The organism is Acinetobacter equi (assembly GCF_001307195.1).
Lineage (GTDB): Bacteria > Pseudomonadota > Gammaproteobacteria > Pseudomonadales > Moraxellaceae > Acinetobacter > Acinetobacter equi.
On record NZ_CP012808.1, the window covers coordinates 2,080,228 to 2,097,377 of the forward strand.

The 17,150-nt window shown below is 34.3% G+C and carries 17 protein-coding genes and 1 pseudogene; 10 read left to right on the top strand and 8 right to left on the bottom strand.

Translation table 11 applies throughout. The annotated features are described in order from the left end of the window. Window positions 1–110 precede the first annotated feature (110 nt). Together AOY20_RS09895 and AOY20_RS09900 are read right to left on the bottom strand one after the other, a co-directional pair. A complete protein-coding gene (locus AOY20_RS09895) occupies window positions 111–461 on the bottom strand; it encodes a hypothetical protein (protein WP_054581701.1) in 351 nt (116 codons plus the stop codon). A 367-nt stretch (window positions 462–828) separates the two neighbouring features. Continuing rightward, the gene (locus tag AOY20_RS09900; protein ID WP_054581702.1) at window positions 829–1,176 is read right to left on the bottom strand and encodes a hypothetical protein; all 348 of its coding nucleotides are present in this window, start codon (window positions 1,174–1,176) and stop codon (window positions 829–831) included. 256 nt (window positions 1,177–1,432) lie between these two features. On the opposite strand from AOY20_RS09900, the gene mnmG reads away from it, so the two are divergent. The 3 genes and pseudogenes from mnmG (at window position 1,433) to mhpT (ending at window position 5,826) form a co-directional block, all read left to right on the top strand. Beyond that, window positions 1,433–3,313 (top strand): tRNA uridine-5-carboxymethylaminomethyl(34) synthesis enzyme MnmG, encoded by a 1,881-nt coding sequence (mnmG, locus tag AOY20_RS09905; RefSeq protein ID WP_054581703.1) that lies wholly within the window; start codon window positions 1,433–1,435, stop codon window positions 3,311–3,313. 102 nt (window positions 3,314–3,415) lie between these two features. Beyond that, window positions 3,416–4,350 (top strand): annotated as a pseudogene (locus AOY20_RS09910) (ADP-ribosylglycohydrolase family protein). Window positions 4,351–4,620: 270 nt separating this feature from the next. Then, window positions 4,621–5,826, top strand: coding sequence for a 3-(3-hydroxy-phenyl)propionate transporter MhpT (gene mhpT / locus AOY20_RS09915; RefSeq protein ID WP_054581704.1), 1,206 nt, complete (start codon window positions 4,621–4,623; stop codon window positions 5,824–5,826). A gap of 71 nt (window positions 5,827–5,897) precedes the next feature. Here the strand turns inward: mhpT and AOY20_RS09920 are convergent, their stop codons facing one another. Next, window positions 5,898–6,902: an LLM class flavin-dependent oxidoreductase gene (locus tag AOY20_RS09920; protein WP_054581705.1), complete on the bottom strand. Its 1,005-nt coding sequence runs from the start codon at window positions 6,900–6,902 to the stop codon at window positions 5,898–5,900. A 213-nt stretch (window positions 6,903–7,115) separates the two neighbouring features. Further along, window positions 7,116–7,529, bottom strand: a complete 414-nt coding sequence (locus AOY20_RS09925; RefSeq protein WP_054581706.1) for a glycine zipper domain-containing protein — start codon at window positions 7,527–7,529, stop codon at window positions 7,116–7,118. A 337-nt stretch (window positions 7,530–7,866) separates the two neighbouring features. Between AOY20_RS09925 and prfA the strand changes: the two genes are divergently transcribed. Together prfA and prmC are read left to right on the top strand one after the other, a co-directional pair. Then, on the top strand, window positions 7,867–8,955 hold the full coding sequence (gene prfA, locus AOY20_RS09930; RefSeq protein WP_054581707.1) for a peptide chain release factor 1: 1,089 nt from the start codon (window positions 7,867–7,869) through the stop codon (window positions 8,953–8,955). Further along, complete coding sequence (prmC, locus tag AOY20_RS09935) at window positions 8,955–9,782, top strand: peptide chain release factor N(5)-glutamine methyltransferase (RefSeq protein ID WP_054581708.1); 828 nt, start codon at window positions 8,955–8,957, stop codon at window positions 9,780–9,782. The genes prfA and prmC overlap by 1 nt, the downstream gene beginning before the upstream one ends. A gap of 42 nt (window positions 9,783–9,824) precedes the next feature. Here prmC and AOY20_RS09940 read toward each other — a convergent pair whose 3' ends face one another. Both AOY20_RS09940 and AOY20_RS09945 read right to left on the bottom strand, forming a co-directional pair. Then, entirely contained in the window at window positions 9,825–10,157 is a 333-nt protein-coding gene (locus AOY20_RS09940) for a hypothetical protein (protein WP_054581709.1), read from the bottom strand. A gap of 470 nt (window positions 10,158–10,627) precedes the next feature. Next, the gene (locus AOY20_RS09945) at window positions 10,628–11,824 is read right to left on the bottom strand and encodes a multidrug effflux MFS transporter (RefSeq protein WP_227510330.1); all 1,197 of its coding nucleotides are present in this window, start codon (window positions 11,822–11,824) and stop codon (window positions 10,628–10,630) included. A 72-nt stretch (window positions 11,825–11,896) separates the two neighbouring features. Here AOY20_RS09945 and AOY20_RS09950 point away from each other — a divergent pair, with 72 nt between their 5' ends. The 5 genes from AOY20_RS09950 (at window position 11,897) to AOY20_RS09970 (ending at window position 15,510) form a co-directional block, all read left to right on the top strand. Next, entirely contained in the window at window positions 11,897–12,517 is a 621-nt protein-coding gene (locus AOY20_RS09950; RefSeq protein ID WP_054581710.1) for a TetR/AcrR family transcriptional regulator, read from the top strand. Window positions 12,518–12,538: 21 nt separating this feature from the next. Further along, the gene (locus AOY20_RS09955; protein WP_054581711.1) at window positions 12,539–13,294 is read left to right on the top strand and encodes a HesA/MoeB/ThiF family protein; all 756 of its coding nucleotides are present in this window, start codon (window positions 12,539–12,541) and stop codon (window positions 13,292–13,294) included. 60 nt (window positions 13,295–13,354) lie between these two features. Beyond that, window positions 13,355–14,653 carry an ABC1 kinase family protein gene (locus AOY20_RS09960; RefSeq protein WP_054582584.1) on the top strand — a complete coding sequence of 433 codons (1,299 nt, stop codon included), beginning with the start codon at window positions 13,355–13,357 and terminating at the stop codon, window positions 14,651–14,653. A gap of 91 nt (window positions 14,654–14,744) precedes the next feature. Next, window positions 14,745–15,125 carry a dihydroneopterin aldolase gene (folB, locus tag AOY20_RS09965; RefSeq protein ID WP_054581712.1) on the top strand — a complete coding sequence of 127 codons (381 nt, stop codon included), beginning with the start codon at window positions 14,745–14,747 and terminating at the stop codon, window positions 15,123–15,125. After that, window positions 15,082–15,510 (top strand): 2-amino-4-hydroxy-6-hydroxymethyldihydropteridine diphosphokinase, encoded by a 429-nt coding sequence (locus tag AOY20_RS09970; protein WP_054581713.1) that lies wholly within the window; start codon window positions 15,082–15,084, stop codon window positions 15,508–15,510. Before folB ends, AOY20_RS09970 begins: the two co-directional genes overlap by 44 nt. Window positions 15,511–15,605: 95 nt before the next feature. Here the strand turns inward: AOY20_RS09970 and AOY20_RS09975 are convergent, their stop codons facing one another. Continuing rightward, the gene (locus tag AOY20_RS09975; protein WP_054581714.1) at window positions 15,606–16,538 is read right to left on the bottom strand and encodes a M15 family metallopeptidase; all 933 of its coding nucleotides are present in this window, start codon (window positions 16,536–16,538) and stop codon (window positions 15,606–15,608) included. 12 nt (window positions 16,539–16,550) lie between these two features. Further along, the gene (locus tag AOY20_RS09980) at window positions 16,551–17,144 is read right to left on the bottom strand and encodes a hypothetical protein (protein ID WP_054581715.1); all 594 of its coding nucleotides are present in this window, start codon (window positions 17,142–17,144) and stop codon (window positions 16,551–16,553) included. Window positions 17,145–17,150: the final 6 nt, after the last annotated feature.

Consider the following 17,150-nt stretch of genomic DNA (forward strand, 5'->3'; position numbering starts at 1 on the left):
AAATTAATTTTATTTATTAAAATGATATTTATTTCATGAAATATAAGCATAAGCCATTAAAGTTATAGAAATTATAGGTGATGATTCATTTCATCACCTATAATTCAGTACTATTTAGGTGCAGGAGCCATGTAACCAAGACCACACTTACCTTTAAAATCAATACCTTTTAGATTAATAGCTTTACTTGCAGGATTGATTTTACAAACGCTATTTAATTCTTTTGCAAAACGTTCAAAAATTTCTGTTTTTTGTGTCGGGAAGAATTGAGTTTCACATGTACCATTCCAAAGAACGCCTTTGTAGCGAAAATTTGTTTCTGCACCTACAGATTTACCCTGGCAAGCTTTTTGATATAAATCTGGTGTATAGAAATTATCAACAGCATTATTTGCTTGAAGATTAAGTGGAGCTAAAAATACACAAGCTAAAGCAATAGAAGATAAAATATGCTTTTTCATTAAGCTTTCCTTTTATAAGTTTGATATGAATCATGTTTTTTAAAAATTATGCAATTAAAGTATATTTAAGTTGAAAAATAATTCAAGTTTAATTTAATAATTCAATATAAATAATGTAGAAAAACTTAATTTTGTTGGGGTTGTAGTGAGGTTCTTTGCTAGTTATATAAGGATATTTATATACAATGAGTAAAATCTTCATTGTATATGGATGTAATTTTAATAATTTAAAAATATCAAATTGTATTTATAAATGAAAAGATAGATCAGTTGATTTTTTGAAGAAAAAGTTGTGAGCTTGAATTGTTGTGAAGATGAAAGAAGGGGGAGGATATTCCCCCGTGAATAAAATATTAAAAATGGAGTCTTAAGGTGCTGGAGCAGTAAAGGCTAAGGCACATTTACCTACATATTCTTTACCTTCGATATTCATTGCTTTTGATTTCATATCTGATTTACAAATACTTGTTAATTCAGTTTCATTACCTTTAATGTTTTTATAATTACCAGACGGGATAAACTGAGCTTGGCAAGTGCCATTCCAAATGATGCCATGAGCAGCATAACTTACAGCATCTCCTAGCGACTTACCTTTACAAACTTGTTGGTATTTTTGAGGATTATATGTGTTTGAAACTTTATCATTTGCTTGTACATAAAGTGGAGCTAAAATTAAACATGATAAAACAGCAGACAACATAAACTTAGTTTTCATGAAGATATTCCTTTGCTTGTTAATGTAATGTTCAATTTAAAATGTAATAAATAATTGTATAATAAACACTCAAATGTTTGTGGTAAAAACGTAGTGATACATACTGTATATATAACGAAATGAAACAAAAATATATAAAGTAGACAGTGGATTTTAAAATTTGCATAGAAAAATATAAAATTGACTTAATCTGTCAACTTATTGCTGAATTTTTGCTACAATATAGAGTCATTTCTTTAATCTCTCTTTTACCATTATGCATTATCCTAAAGTTTACGATGTCATTGTTATCGGCGGCGGTCACGCGGGTACTGAAGCAGCATTAGCTGCAGCACGTATGGGTCGACAGACTTTACTCCTCACTCATAATATTGAAACTTTAGGGCAGATGAGTTGTAACCCAGCCATCGGTGGTATTGGTAAGTCGCATCTTGTACGTGAAATTGATGCTCTTGGCGGTGCAATGGCACTTGCTGCGGATAAAGGCGGTATTCAATTCCGTATTTTAAACTCACGTAAAGGAGCAGCAGTTCGTGCGACACGTGCGCAGGCTGATCGTGTTCGTTATAAAGCAGCAATTCGCCATACTTTAGAAAATCAAGCAAATTTAGATATTTTTCAACAAGCAGCTGATGACTTAATTGTTGAAGGCGATACCGTTAAAGGTGTTGTAACGCAAATGGGTATTCGCTTTGATGCGAAAACTGTTGTACTTACAGCGGGTACATTCCTGGGCGGTGTGATTCACATTGGTTTAAATAATGCTTCTGGCGGTCGTGCAGGTGATCCACCATCAATTTCATTGGCACATCGTTTACGCGAATTACAACTTCCTGTAGGTCGTTTAAAAACTGGCACACCACCACGTATTGATGCGCGTTCAGTTGATTTTTCTGTAATGACACCACAGCCGGGTGATTTCCCATCTCCGACAATGTCATTTATGGGTGATGCTTCAATGCATCCTGAACAAGTAAATTGCTACATTACACATACCAATGAACGTACACACGATATTATTCGTGGTGGTTTAGATCGTTCACCAATGTACACAGGTGTCATTGAAGGTGTAGGTCCACGTTACTGCCCATCAATTGAAGATAAAATTCATAAATTTGCTGATAAAGACTCACATCAAGTATTCTTAGAGCCTGAAGGCTTAGATACACATGAGCTTTATCCAAATGGTATTTCAACATCTTTACCATTTGATGTTCAGTTTGAATTAGTACGTTCAATTCGTGGTATGGAGAATGCGCACATTCTTCGTCCGGGTTATGCAATTGAATACGATTATTTTAATCCACAAGCATTGAAGTTTACTTTAGAAACTAAAGCGATTAATAACTTGTATTTTGCTGGTCAAATTAACGGTACTACAGGTTATGAAGAAGCTGGTGCACAAGGTTTACTTGCAGGCTTGAACGCTGCGCGCCGTGCGTGGGATCAAGAACAATGGACACCGAAACGTGATGAAGCGTATATGGGTGTACTTGTAGATGACTTAATTACTTTAGGTACTAAAGAACCGTACCGTATGTTTACATCACGTGCGGAATATCGTTTGATGCTTCGTGAAGATAATGCAGATCAACGTTTGACACCAATTGGTCGTGAAATGGGTCTTGTAGATGATGAACGTTGGGCTACTTACTGTGAAAAAATGGAAGCAGTAGAAAAAGAAACAGGTCGTTTACAACATTTATGGGCTGCGCCAAACAATCCAATGGGTAAAAAATTCGTTGAAATGACAGGTGCAGATCTTTCTAAAGAATGTTCTGCTGTTGATTTATTAAAACGTCCTAACATTACATTTGCTCAAATTGCAGAACTTACGGGTTCTGAAGTTTCTCCGCAAGTGGGTGATCAAATTGAAATTGCAGTGAAATACGAAGGTTATATTAACCGTCAGCATCAAGATGTTGCGCAAATGAAACGTCTTGAAGAAACGAAGATTCCTGCCGATTTTGATTATGATGTTGTATCTGGTTTGTCACGTGAAATTACGCTTAAATTGAAAGATGTGCGTCCTGAAACATTAGCTCAAGCAAGTCGTATTCCGGGTGTTACACCTGCGGCAGTACAATTGGTGATGATTACAATTCGTAAAAATGCCCAAGCAAAAAAATCTGCTTAAGATTTTGATGTAACAAAAAGCCCGCTTAATGCGGGCTTTTTATTTGGGTGGTGAAATTGAACCATGTAGAATTGGCTTAAAACAAAGAAGGTTAAGAATAAAATGATAGATAGAAATCAAAGAATACGTGGAGCAATATATGGGTTGCTCATTGGAGATGCTGTTGGTGTGCCTTACGAATTTAACTCACCAGATGAATTACTGTCTATTGATCTGATTGATATGGTTCCGCCACAGAATTTTTCACGAACTTATCCACATGTGCCAATAGGAACATGGTCTGACGATGGTGCTCAAGCTCTGTGTTTATTAGCCTCTCTAATTCATTGTAATGAATTCGATGATCATGATTTTATGAATCGAATTTGTAATTGGTATAAATATGGCTATATGGCTGTTGATTCAAAAATCTTTGATGTGGGTATACAAACTTCAGATGCAATACAAGGTTATTTAACAGGTGTACCTCTTTCTGATGTAGCAAAAGATGATGAACGTAGTAACGGTAATGGTGCATTGATGCGAGTATTACCCTTAGCATTATGGCATCAAGGAAGTAATGAAGAACTAATTAAAGATGCCTATGCTCAGTCTCATATTACTCATGCACATATACGTTCGAAATTATGCTGTGCCATTTATTTCTATGGGCTAGAAATATTTTGCAGGGTGAAGGGATTAACCAAGCATGGGAGCATGCAAAGCAATATATGTTTAATTATTGTCAGGGAAAATCTAAAGAGCTTATTGAGTTAGAAAAAAATATTTATGTAGAACATTTAGAAAAATCGAAAGGTACAGGCTATGTTGTTGATTGTTTAAATTCTGCATATTACGTACTACAAGCTGATGGATATAAAGACATCATTAAAAAGGCAATTTCATTAGGACATGATACAGATACTACGGCTTGTGTAGCGGGTGGTATAGCAGGTTTGTATTATGGTTTTGATGGTATTCCAAATGATTGGATACAACAGTTACGAGAGCAGGAAAAAGTAGAAGATATATTTAGAAAATGGTTAAAAACTTCATAAATTATGTTTTTAGTTTGATGATAGTTAAATATTATCAAACAATAGCTTTTGGTTATTTATTAAATAAGCCTTTGAATAGCATGTGATATATTTAGGCTATGTTTCTTTTTATATGAAAATAATCATTGAAATACTCAGTTTTCTTCTCGATTCAGCTATTTCAGAAAATTAATCCCGACTATTGTAGTGGTATATTTTCTTAGAATTAAATCTGAAAATGGTTTTACAAATTAGATCTCGTAATTTGTTTACTATGGATGGAGTTCAACAATGGCACAAATACAGTCAGGAAAAATACAAAAGTTTTTAATCGTATTTTTATGTTTCTGGGTCGCATTCTTTGAAGGTTTTGATTTGCAAGCCCCTGGTATTGCAGCAAAAGGCATTGCAGAAACATTTTCACTGGATCAAGTACAGATGGGCTATGTCTTTAGCTTAGGTGTATTTGGTATGCTATTTGGTGCATTTTTTGGTGGACGAGTTGCTGATTATTTAGGGCAAAAGAAAGTATTAATGTTGTCCATTGCAGTTTTTGGCGTATTTTTTAGCTTAACAGCAATTACAACCCAATTAGAAATTTTATATGTTGCTCGCTTTTTAACAGGTCTAGGTTTAGGGGCAGCTATGCCAACCATGATTTCTGTTGTTGGTGATGAGGCGACTGAGAAAAACCGCGGTAAATTAAACAGTTTAATGTATTGTGGTTTACCTGTAGGTGCGATCTTTGTTGCTGGTTTAGCTATCTTTTTTCAAGATATTGCATGGCAAACGCTATTTTTAATTGGTGGTATTACGCCATTAATTCTTATTCCATTTATGGCATTTATTTTAAAAGATAAACCAAAAGTGGCTGTGGTAGAAAATACTGCACAAGTACCATCAATGGGTAATATTTTATTTGCTGAACAGCGTTATAAAAATACGATTCCATTATGGGTAAGTTTCTTTTTTACTTTAATGATTAACTATATTTTAATTAGTTGGTTACCTAATCTATTAATGGAACAAGGTTTAGAAAAACAACAAGCATTTATGATTATGTTGGTATTCCAAGTGGGTGCTGTTGTTGGAACATTAGGTCTTGGTTACTTATTAGATCGTTTAAAATTATGGCAAATGTCTGTCATTATTTATACGGGATTATTGGTTTCAGTCGTAATTTTATTCACTACAACATCTATTCCAATGCTTATTTTAGCAGGGGTGATGGGTGGGATTTTTTCTACAGGTGGACAATCAATTTTATACGGTATTTCACCAATATTTTATAATGGTGTAGGTAAAGTAACAGGTGTTGGAAGTGCTATTTCATTAGGCCGTTTAGGTGCAATGACAGGGCCATTGTTGACAGGGAAAATTTTAGCGCTAGGTTTAGGCACGACAGGTATTTTAATTGCGAGTGCACCGGGCATTATTTTATCTGCTATTGCAGTAACAGCATTGTCAAAATATAAGTCAGAAAAAAGTAAATCATAATATTGATAAAATAAATGAAAAGGCGATCAATAGATCGCCTTTTTTTATGAGAATATATCGTATTAATGTATTTACAGCATTTTTTTAATTGCCATTAAACGTTCGAAGTTATTAATACGTTTTTCAGTATCATAAATATCACAAGTGAAAATAAACTCATCTACATCATATTGTTTAAGTAGATTTTCTAAGCCTACTTTAACCGTATGCTGACTACCAATCTGAGCCATTGCATAAAAATTATCGACAGACATTTTTTCAGCAGGTGACCATAAATGATCCATAGATTCTACAGGTGCTTTAAGTTTTAAGCTTTGTCCACGCATTAAACCAAGTACACGTTGATAAGCACTCGTTGCTAAAAGCTGAGCTTCCTGATCTGTTTCAGCAACTACCGTTGGAACCCCCATAGACACATAAGGTCGATCTAAATATTCTGAAGCTTGAAAGTTATCACGATAAAGCTGAATGGCGTGACTAAGCATACGTGGAGCAAAATGAGATGCAAAAGAATAAGGCAAACCTAAGCGAGCTGCGAGTTGCGCACTAAACAGGCTTGAACCTAATAACCATACAGGTACATGAGTGCTTTGACCTGGTGTGGCAATAATTTTTTGTGCAGGCTGTGGGTCATCAAAATAACTTAATATTTCTAAGACATCTTGTGGAAATTGATCTTCAGTTTCTTGGCGACCACGGCGTAGTGCACGCATGGTAACTTGGTCTGTACCGGGAGCACGACCTAAACCAAGTTCAACACGTTGAGGATAAAGCGTTGCCAAAGTACCAAATTGCTCAGCAACAACCAAAGGTGCATGGTTAGGAAGCATAATACCGCCAGAGCCTACTTTTAATGTAGAGGTATTTGCTAATACATAACCTAATAATACTGCGGTTGCAGAACTGGCAATGCCATCCATATTGTGATGTTCTGCAAGCCAAAAACGTGAATAGCCTAAGCGTTCAGCAGATTGAGCAAGTTCTAAGACATGTTTGAGTGAAAATTCAATAGATTTATCATCTCGAACAGGAGCGAGTTCTAAAATCGAAAACTGAGTATCTTGTAAAGATCGCATTACGACTCTCATTAAATAAGTATTGATAACAGAATACGACGATAATAAATGTTTGTATATCGAAAAAAAACGATATTAAAAATTAGATGTTCTATATCAATTAAATGTTAATAAAAATAACTTTAAATATAGACTATAACAATCTGAATTAAATATAAAAAAGCATCCGAAGATGCTTTGAATTTAAAAAAAATACAATGATTTTATATTTGATTAACGGTGTCTACGTTTGTATTTTTTAGGTTTAGATGATACCGCTTTATCTTTTGAAATTTTATTACCAAGTGCTGCACCACCAGCAGCACCTAATGCAGAACCAATGTATCCGCCATTTTTACCGCCCATACTATTACCTACAGCTTGACCAGCACCACCACCAATAGCACCACCAATAGCAGATTCTGTACGATTACGTTTATCACTTGCGATTGCCGCACCACCAGCACCACCTAAAGCAGCACCAATTGTTGCACCAGTATTACCGCCCATATTTCGTCCAATTGCTGTGCCTGCGACACTGCCTAAAGCACTTGCGGCAGCAACACGAGTTGTACTATCTGCATAAGCATTTACAGCCAGTAAAGAGGAAAGAAGTGTTGTACTCAACAAAAATGCTTTAAGTTTCATTTTAGCTCCATGCCGTGAATTGACAATGTGTGTTAAAGAATAAATCCGACTGTATCAGTTTGATTTAAAGAAACTATGAAGAGCAGCTGGACGCTTATGAAACGAAATATTATTCATATGTAACAGTATGTAATTTATGTAATGTTTATAATTCTAAAACAGGAAAATATGCCGAATTGTGAAGAAAAAAATAAAATGAATATTTATGAATTAAGTAATTCATTTAAAAAGCTTAAAGAATAAATATGTCATTTAATCACTATAATCGGTAAACTATGTGCAATTTTTTGATGTTTGCTTTACAAGCTAAAGCGTTTGAATAGAGATATTTTATAAAATGAAAGAATCGTTGCGTTTACGATTAGATCAGCTTTCTGACCGTCACGAAGAACTTACTGCGTTGCTTGCAGATGTTGAAGTCATTTCAGATAACAAGCGTTTCCGTCAGCTTTCACGTGAACATAATGATTTGACAGAAATCACTGAAGTTTGGTCAAAGTATAAGCAAGCTGAAGAAGACATTGAAACAGCAGAAGCAATGTTGTCTGACCCTGACTTTAAAGAAATGGCTCAGGAAGAAATCAAAGAAAATAAATCTATTATTGAGCAATTAGAATCCGATCTCAATATTCTTATGATTCCTAAAGATCCAAATGATGCAAACTCGGCATATTTGGAAATTCGTGCAGGAACTGGTGGTGATGAAGCTGCAATTTTCTCAGGCGATTTATATCGTATGTATAGTAAATATGCAGAATCACAAGGCTGGCGCTTAGAAATCCTTTCTGAAAATGAAGGGGAACATGGTGGATATAAAGAGGTCATCTGTTTAATTAACGGTGAAGGCGTTTATGGTCGCTTGAAGTTTGAGAGTGGTGCACATCGGGTTCAGCGTGTTCCTGCAACCGAATCTCAAGGTCGCGTACATACATCTGCATGTACCGTTGCTATTTTACCTGAAGTAGATGTAGATACTTCGGTAGAAATTAATGCATCAGACTTACGTATTGATACTTATCGTGCATCAGGTGCAGGTGGTCAGCATATTAACAAAACAGATTCTGCTGTACGTATTACCCATATTCCAACAGGAACAGTTGTTGAATGTCAGGATGAACGTTCACAGCATAAAAACAAAGCCAAAGCGATGGCATTGTTAGCATCTCGTTTAGAAAATGCAAAACGTGCAGCAGCAGATGCAGCAACTTCTGAAATGCGTCGTGATTTAGTTGGTTCGGGTGACCGTTCAGAGCGGATTCGTACTTATAACTATCCGCAAGGTCGTATGACCGATCATCGTATTAACTTAACGCTATATAAGTTAGATGCAGTTATGGAAGGTGATTTAACCGAGTTACTTGATAGTTTACATCGTGAATATCAAGCTGATCAGTTAGCACTTCTAGCACAGCAAAATGGTGGTTAATGAATATTGCACAAGCCTTGGCGTTTCGTGGTGATATTGATAGTTACGAACGTCAAGAAAGTGTGTGGTTATTAGAGCATTTCTTAAAGCTAACTTCTTTGGAGTTAAAATATAAGAGTGAGCAAGAATTAACTGCACAGCAAGAACAAGATTTTTTAGATGCTATTCAGCGCATTGAAGCAGGAGAGCCTTTAGCTTATATTACTGGCTCTCAACCTTTTTGGACATTAGATTTAAAAGTGACAAAAGACACTTTAGTTCCACGTCCAGATACTGAAATTTTAGTAGAAACTGTACTGCATTTGTCATTACAAAGTCATGCCAAAGTGTTGGATATGGGAACTGGAACGGGTGCAATCGCATTATCTTTAGCATCTGAACGTCCAAATTGGGATGTAACAGCAACAGATATTTATTTGCCAACTTTAGAGGTTGCCAAAGAAAATGCATCTGTACATGGTTTAACACAAGTGAAATTTCAGCTAGGTTCATGGTTTGATGCTTTAGAAATGAATGCAGAACCGATCTTTGACCTTATTGTGTCTAATCCACCTTATATTGATGCTGTAGATGATCATATGCAGCATTTAGCAACTGAACCTGAGCGAGCATTGGTTGCAGATCATCATGGATTAGCAGATTTAGAAACTATTATTTCTCAAGCAATAGATTGGTTAAAACCAAATGGATGGGTGGTTTTAGAGCATGGTTATGATCAAGCTAAAGCTGTTCAAGACATTTTTGCTGCGTATCATTTTATAGAAATACGTACTGTGAAAGATTATGGTGGAAATGATCGAGTTACATTGGCTCGAATTTCAGCTTAATTTTGAAAAGAAAAGCGACTGATTAATCAGTCGCTTTTTTATTTAAATAGGGTAGTCTTCTAAATTAGAAAAGACGTTGAGTTCATATAAAATATCGACTTTATCTACAAGATAATGTGCAACTTCTTTGGCTATTGTTTTAATTTGAGTTGAAGATGCTGTTGAAATGTCATCAATATTAATATTTAAATGTTTTGCAATTTCAGTTGCATCTGTATGTGAAAAAAAGTCTTCAATAAATTGTTGTGGTTCAATTTGTGATGACTGAAAAATACAAGAAATTAAGACATGATCAGTATTTTCAAATTGTGGTAAAAATAAATTTTGGATATGGTCTAAAAATTGCCTTTCAATAGTATAGATAGATTTAGACATAGGGAGAACCTCAATAATACACTCTAATAATAATTCTTTATTGATTAAAAAATAGACCTTATTGAGATACTATTCAATGAATATATATGAATGCCTAGTCAGTTATTCTGCTATGTATTTTGAGTATTTTAAGGATTAATTAGGTATAGTGAGGGGTGTATGTTTTACAGGGACTAATTAAGTCCTAAACATTACAATATTATTTTGAACATCAATAAAGCTTCTTAATGAAGTAGGCAAAAGAGAAAAAATATATCAAAATCTACAAAAGAAATAATGATCTGTTTGATGTTTAGCTTATTGTAATTCATTATAAAAATGTGATTTATTTGAGCTTTTAATTTATTTAAAAATCTGCATCAATTAAATAGATAAATCAGGAGAATAGGGATTTATTTATAAAATTAAAGAGATTCATATGATAAAAAGTGACTTCAAAAGGTCACTTTTTATCGTGTTGGATGATGTATTTAGTGATAGTTCGTTAATGTTTTTGGAAATAGGAATAAACACATTAAGGCAGAAATAAATGCACATATCAGCATAATACTAATTAAGCCAATACTTCCTGAAGAAGCATAAATACCTGTTACGGTTGTAATGATTGCACCAAAACCAAACTGTAAAGAACCTAATAAGGCAGATGCTGTACCTGCCAATTTATGTTGGAACATTAATGAGAGTTGACTGCCTGTTGGCATAATGAAACCAAGCAAGGTGACACTGAAGAACATCCCTAAACATAAAATGAATAATTTGTTTAGTCCAAGAATAAAGCAAATAAAAAGTAAGCCAATAACTAAAAGAAAGCCAGTATTGAAAATTTTATAAGCATTAAGTGGTCCAAACTTTTCATGGATTTTAGGATTAAAAATTGCAGCAGCAATAAGTCCAAATGCATTTACAGCAAATAGAAGACTAAATTGTGTTGAACTTAAATGATATTCGGAAATAAAAACGCTTGCTGAACCTGCGATATAAGCAAAGAATCCTGCTTGAGCAATACATAATGTGAGTGCAAAAATAATAAATTTTTTATCTGTAATGATATTTAAATAGTGATAAAAGGTTTGCGAAAGTTTAAAGTCTTTACGAAGTTCAGTTTGACGTGTTTCAGGTAAAAAAATAGCTGCTGTTATTAGAACAATTGCACTATATACTGCAAGAAAAACAAAGATATTTCTCCAAGATCCCAATGCTTGTAAACCATCGCCAATTAATGGAGCTATCACAGGAGAAAGCCCTAAAATAGCTAAAACCATTGACATCATTTTACCCATAGCAGGACCATGGAACTTATCTTTAATAATGGCAAATGCCATAGCCATACCAATAGAACCACCTAAACCTTGTATAAAGCGAATCCATTGTAATTGCTCGACTGTTTGTGCCAATGCACAACCGATAGAACCTAAAACAAAAATTGATAAACCTAAGTAAATAAGAGGCTTACGTCCAAATTTGTCAGACAATGGACCATATATCAGTTGTCCTAGCATTAATCCGACAAAAAATGTCATCAAACTCAGTTGTATGGCACCTTCAGAACTTCCTAATGAAATTGCCATTGCAGGAATACTTGGAAGGTACATATCAATACCTATGGGGCCAATTGTTGCAAGTGATGCAATTAGTATTGGCATTGCACGAGAGGTTGAAGATGTCATAATAATCTATTGAATAATTGAGAAGCGGTGCATTATGAAACTTGTAGGTTTCCTAAGTCAAGGATTTAAAAAATGGCAAAATTAGGTCGACCATTGGCAATGTCTGTAGATGAACGCCGTAAAGAAATTTTTATCATTGCTGAAAAATTATTTGGTGATCAAGGTTATGACAGTGTCACGATGGCAGATATTGCAACATCGGTAGGAATGTCAAAAAAAACCTTATATGTTTATTTTAAAGATAAAAAAGAATTGTTTAGAGAGTTAGTATCATCATCATATATTTGGTCTGATGATGCATTTCATGAGCAAAATTTAACAGCAATTCAGCAACTAAAAAACAGATTAAAAGTCTGTGCAGAGCATGTATTATCTGAGCGTCATATAAAATTATGTCGACTGATTGTTTCTGAGCATCGAAGTGAACCAGAAATTACGGCGACATTTTATGAAATGGGCATATCTACAAGTCGAAATCATTTGATTGATGCAGTTAAAAAGATCGAGCAACAACATTATGTTTTAAAGCTAGATCCAGAGGTTTTGGCAGATATGCTTTTTGGTGCGTCAATTGCTAAACCATTTGTAGATGTATTAATGGCAAATCAGCAAATTAATTTTTCTGAAATTTTTGATACGATTGCCAAAACAGTAGATGCTTTATTTGTTGAACATCTAAAATCTTGTGAATAAAACTGAGGATTATGTTTGACAATGGAATTTGAATTAAGTGATGCAGAAATGCAGCTATATGCTCGACAAATTTTATTAGATGGTTGGGATATTGACGCACAAGAAAAGTTAAAACTTGCAAATGTTTTAATTGTTGGCTGTGGGGGAATTAGTTGTACTACAGTGGAATTATTAGCACGGGCAGGTGTTGGACAAATTAGTTTAATAGATCCAGATACTGTTGAGATAAGTAATCTACAACGACAAATTGCTTTTACATCGCAAGATTTAGGTTTTTATAAAGCAGAAGTCTTAAAGAAGCGATTACAGCAAATTAATCCTTATATTCAGGTGAATAGCTATACGCAATGTTTAGATGAACAAAATGCCGATGCATTAATTTCTACACAAGATTTGGTGCTAGATGGTTGTGATAACTTTAGTACACGTTATTTGGTGAATAAGCTTTGTGTAAAATATTCTGTACCTCTAATTAGTGCCTCAGCAATTGGTTTTGTAGGTCAACTTTTTATGGTTGAAGGTGATTCTGCATGCTATGAATGTCTTTTTCCTAAAGAACAATTGGAAAATGAAAGTTTAAGATGTGCAGATTCTGGCGTACTTGCAACCACACCAAATGTAATGGCAAGTTTGCAGGCTCATCATGCATTGTTATATTTGGGTTTGGCAAAAATGCCATTAAAGCAAAAATTATTAGTATGGAATGGGATGACGATGAGTCAAAAAATTTTAAACTTTGATAAAGATCTCGAATGTCCTGTTTGTCAGGCAAGATAAAAGCTACAACTTAATCAAATTTTGTTAAACTCTGAATAAATGAATTGATTCAAATCTATGATGAAAAATAATATCTGGTTAGATGGATTACGCTCCGTACGTCGTATGGGGGAAACTGCGGTCGTTGCTGCAAAAGCGGGCATTAAATATGCGATTGAAAAGCCAAGTAATGCGCGACTTATGCGAGAAACTTTTGAAGATTTAGGATCGACTTATATTAAATTAGGTCAATTTATTGCTAGTACACCTTCATTATTTCCAAGAGAATTTGTTGAAGAGTTTCAAGGATGTTTAGATCAAACACCAAAACTTCCATTTAGTTATATCCAAGAAGTTTTAGAGTCAGAATTTGCTGGACGTGATCTTGGTGATATTTTTGCATCAATTGATGAAATTCCTTTAGCTTCTGCTTCTATTGCACAGGTCCATGCAGCTACTTTAGTGACTGGTGAAGATGTTGTGATTAAAGTCCAAAAGCCTGGTGTGGAAACTATTTTATATACAGATTTAAATGTCTTACATTGGTCTACAAAATTATTAGAAAAAGCAGTTCCAAAAGTAAAATTTGCATCATTAGCCGATATTGTTGAAGAAATTAAAACACGTATGGTACGTGAAGTAGACTTTATTGAAGAAGCAAAAAATATTGATGATTTTGTGAATTATTTAAATATTACTCACAATAAAGCTGCAACTGCGCCAAAAGTGTATCATCAGTATTCAACACGCCGTATATTGACCATGCAGCGTTTACATGGTGTATCACTGACAGACTTTGAAGTCGTTAAAAAATTTACCAAAGATCCATCACAAGTATTAATCACAGCAATGAATACGTGGTTTGGTAGTTTAATGATGTGCGAAAGTTTCCATGCAGATTTACATGCAGGTAACCTCATGTTGTTAGATGATGGGCGTGTTGGATTTATTGATTTTGGTATAGTCGGGCAGTTAAATCCTGAAGTTTGGACTGCATCTATTGCATTTATGGATGCATTACAAAAAACAGATTTTCCATTAATGGCTGAAAACATGCTGAAAATGGGAATGACAGATCAAAAAATTGATACCAAAATTTTGGCACAAGATTTAGAGCGATTATTTACTGGTGTTTTGTCGGCAGATCCGCAACAAATCTTATCGTCAAACCCTGCTGATTTAAATGACATTATGATGGATATGGTGGGTGTTGGCGAAAGACACGGTATTCGTTTCCCCCGTGATTTTGCATTGCTATTTAAACAAATGCTTTATTTCGATCGCTTTATGCGCATACTTGCACCATATACGGATATTTATGCAGACCAGCGTCTGCAAATGATTCAAACTATGGATCCAAATATATTGCTAAAACATTAATATATGATTTTGATTCATGATTTTTATAATTTACTTTATAAGAATCATGATCTATCAAATTACAGTTTGAATATTTGTTTAGGATGAAACTATGGATTCAATCATCATTGAAGGTTTAAAAGTTGATACGGTTGTTGGCTGTTTTAATTGGGAACGACAGATTATTCAACCTTTAATGTTAGATTTAACATTAATGACCAACCTTGAACAGGCATCTTTTTCGGATGAACTAAGTGATACGATGAATTATGCTGAAATTTGTGAAATTTCAGCGCAAGTGATTCAAAAAGCACAACCTAAATTAATTGAACATGCAGCAAAATTAGTAATCAATGCATTATTTACTACATATCCTGCTATTGATTCGATTATAATTACAGTCCGTAAGCCTGCTATTATTCCGCAAGCCAATTCTGTAGGAATTCGTCTTGAACGTCACCGAAAAGATTTTCGCCCTAGCACTAGCGAGTAATTTCGAACCCCAATTAAATTTTGATACTGCTTATCGACAAATTCAGTCTTTAGGAGAAACTCATTTTTCTAATATTTATCTAATTCCATGCCGAGATGGTGTAGGAGAAGATTATTGGAATTCAGCTTGTTTGTTAAAAAGTCATTTAAATGAGCATGAAATGCTGAATTTATTAAAAAAAATTGAGGAAGAGTCGGGAAGAGTTCGACCTTCACATAAAATTTCATTAGATATAGATTTAATTGCTTGGGGAGAGCAATTAAGCAATATGCAGTTTAATACCAAGAAATTACCTCTTGCATTAGATGTTAAAATTCCATTATGCGAAATTTGGCAACATTCTATGTTTGAGGGAATATCTTTGAATCAGTATCCAGTAATTTAAAAAGCTAAAAATAATCCAAAAATATAGATATTTACCCTTTATGTTCAGTAAGACTAAAAGGGTAAATATCATTAAAATATTAATATTAATAGCGCTTAACTATTACCAGTTTCCGTTTCTGAAGTTAATTGCTCAGCCATTTCTTTGGTTTTTCTCAGACCTGGCATACGGTATTCAGTATGACCATAATCTTGGATTGATTTCCAACGTCCGCCCCATGTTAAACCAACAGATTCAGCTACTTCACCATAAAGTTGGTAACCACGCATTGCCCAAGGATCGCGCTCTGAAATTACAACTTTACCATCGCGTTTAAATGCGACATCGGCTGCTAAACCAAATTGGTGATAACTTTGATAGGCTTTAGCCAAAGTTGTATTTTTATTGCCTGATAAGCGATTTTGACGCTCTGGACTACGATAACCTTCAAGTAATACAAGTTCATAGCCATGGCGTTCTTTCATGATTTTGAAGACCATCAATAAACGTTGTTTATAGCGAGGATTCATCTTATTCCACTTACGGTCAATTACAGCATGATCACGTTGTTGCAATAATTCCAAGTTATGTTCAGCAGAATGCGCTGCATTTGTGCTATCTGGATTTTGGCTATTTAAGATCATCGCCGCCGTAATAGCCTCTTCAACAAGCTTTTCATCCACCTCAGGGGGTGGTGTAAGCATTTCACCATTAAGTAAAGCATAAATTTGAGGGTCAGATTTCCTTAAATAATCAGCTTCAATTTCAGTAGGGCTAATGGGACGTGTAAATGCAAAAATGATAATACTTGCAAAAAGTAATAATCCCGCAACGAGAATCCACCATTGCTGTAAATGCCAATGTGATTGTGTCTGATTGAGTGATGAAGATGAGTTTAATTCATGTGCGAATTTTTTTGCTTGAAACAGTTTCTCTTTATTAAAAATAGATTGAAATTTTTCGGCAACAAAGTCCCTAAGCTCGTATGAGCTTAGAAAAATTAAAAAACCAATAAATACAACGAAGAATAGTACAATAAAGATAATCATAATCTTATAACATCATTTATGTAATGTTGCATTTGAAGTTGTATCTGATGAAACTGGTACATCTAATTCAAGTAAAATAATGGCATCCATCGAATCAATCTTAAATGGTTGATCTAAGCGTTTTTGAGCTGCAGGAGATGCATCACTTTTTGCTTTAGTGCTCGGCACATTTTTGATTGTTGTTGGTACTTGTTCAGATTGTATTGGTAATTTTTTAGGTATTTCTACAGCTAATGCTTTCTTATTAGTAGGTTCAGTTTTATCTTTTTCTACAATTTTTTGTTTGTTTAGTAAAACGGAATTGTCTTCTTTTGAAGATAATTTATCCTGAGCTATTTTGAACAGCTGGTCAATACTATTTTCAGACTGATCACTTTTTGAGTCTAAGTGAACACCTTGGAAATCTTGAATATCATCTTTAATTGAATGTGATTTTATAACGTCATTTTCAGAATGTACAGAAACAGAATCATCTTTCATTAAATAGAAGAGAGAGAAGCTAAAAGTAAGTAAAATGGCGATTACAAGTAAGCTTAATATTAAAAATCGTTTTCGTTTTTGCCATTTAGACTGATTTTTAAGTATTTTAATTGAATTTTGGCTCATAGACAT

What these genes read in the sequence shown, in the direction of transcription:
- folB (WP_054581712.1), top strand. Translation starts at nt 14,745, where the DNA reads ATGGATTCAATCATCATTGAAGGTTTAAAAGTTGATACGGTTGTTGGC.
- AOY20_RS09960 (WP_054582584.1), top strand. Translation starts at nt 13,355, where the DNA reads ATGAAAAATAATATCTGGTTAGATGGATTACGCTCCGTACGTCGTATG.
- AOY20_RS09955 (WP_054581711.1), top strand. Translation starts at nt 12,539, where the DNA reads ATGGAATTTGAATTAAGTGATGCAGAAATGCAGCTATATGCTCGACAA.
- AOY20_RS09940 (WP_054581709.1), bottom strand. Translation starts at nt 10,157, where the DNA reads ATGTCTAAATCTATCTATACTATTGAAAGGCAATTTTTAGACCATATC.
- prfA (WP_054581707.1), top strand. Translation starts at nt 7,867, where the DNA reads ATGAAAGAATCGTTGCGTTTACGATTAGATCAGCTTTCTGACCGTCAC.
- AOY20_RS09950 (WP_054581710.1), top strand. Translation starts at nt 11,897, where the DNA reads ATGGCAAAATTAGGTCGACCATTGGCAATGTCTGTAGATGAACGCCGT.
- AOY20_RS09975 (WP_054581714.1), bottom strand. Translation starts at nt 16,538, where the DNA reads ATGATTATCTTTATTGTACTATTCTTCGTTGTATTTATTGGTTTTTTA.
- AOY20_RS09925 (WP_054581706.1), bottom strand. Translation starts at nt 7,529, where the DNA reads ATGAAACTTAAAGCATTTTTGTTGAGTACAACACTTCTTTCCTCTTTA.
- prmC (WP_054581708.1), top strand. Translation starts at nt 8,955, where the DNA reads ATGAATATTGCACAAGCCTTGGCGTTTCGTGGTGATATTGATAGTTAC.
- AOY20_RS09920 (WP_054581705.1), bottom strand. Translation starts at nt 6,902, where the DNA reads ATGCGATCTTTACAAGATACTCAGTTTTCGATTTTAGAACTCGCTCCT.
- AOY20_RS09900 (WP_054581702.1), bottom strand. Translation starts at nt 1,176, where the DNA reads ATGAAAACTAAGTTTATGTTGTCTGCTGTTTTATCATGTTTAATTTTA.
- AOY20_RS09980 (WP_054581715.1), bottom strand. Translation starts at nt 17,144, where the DNA reads ATGAGCCAAAATTCAATTAAAATACTTAAAAATCAGTCTAAATGGCAA.
- mhpT (WP_054581704.1), top strand. Translation starts at nt 4,621, where the DNA reads ATGGCACAAATACAGTCAGGAAAAATACAAAAGTTTTTAATCGTATTT.
- AOY20_RS09895 (WP_054581701.1), bottom strand. Translation starts at nt 461, where the DNA reads ATGAAAAAGCATATTTTATCTTCTATTGCTTTAGCTTGTGTATTTTTA.
- AOY20_RS09945 (WP_227510330.1), bottom strand. Translation starts at nt 11,824, where the DNA reads ATGACATCTTCAACCTCTCGTGCAATGCCAATACTAATTGCATCACTT.
- mnmG (WP_054581703.1), top strand. Translation starts at nt 1,433, where the DNA reads ATGCATTATCCTAAAGTTTACGATGTCATTGTTATCGGCGGCGGTCAC.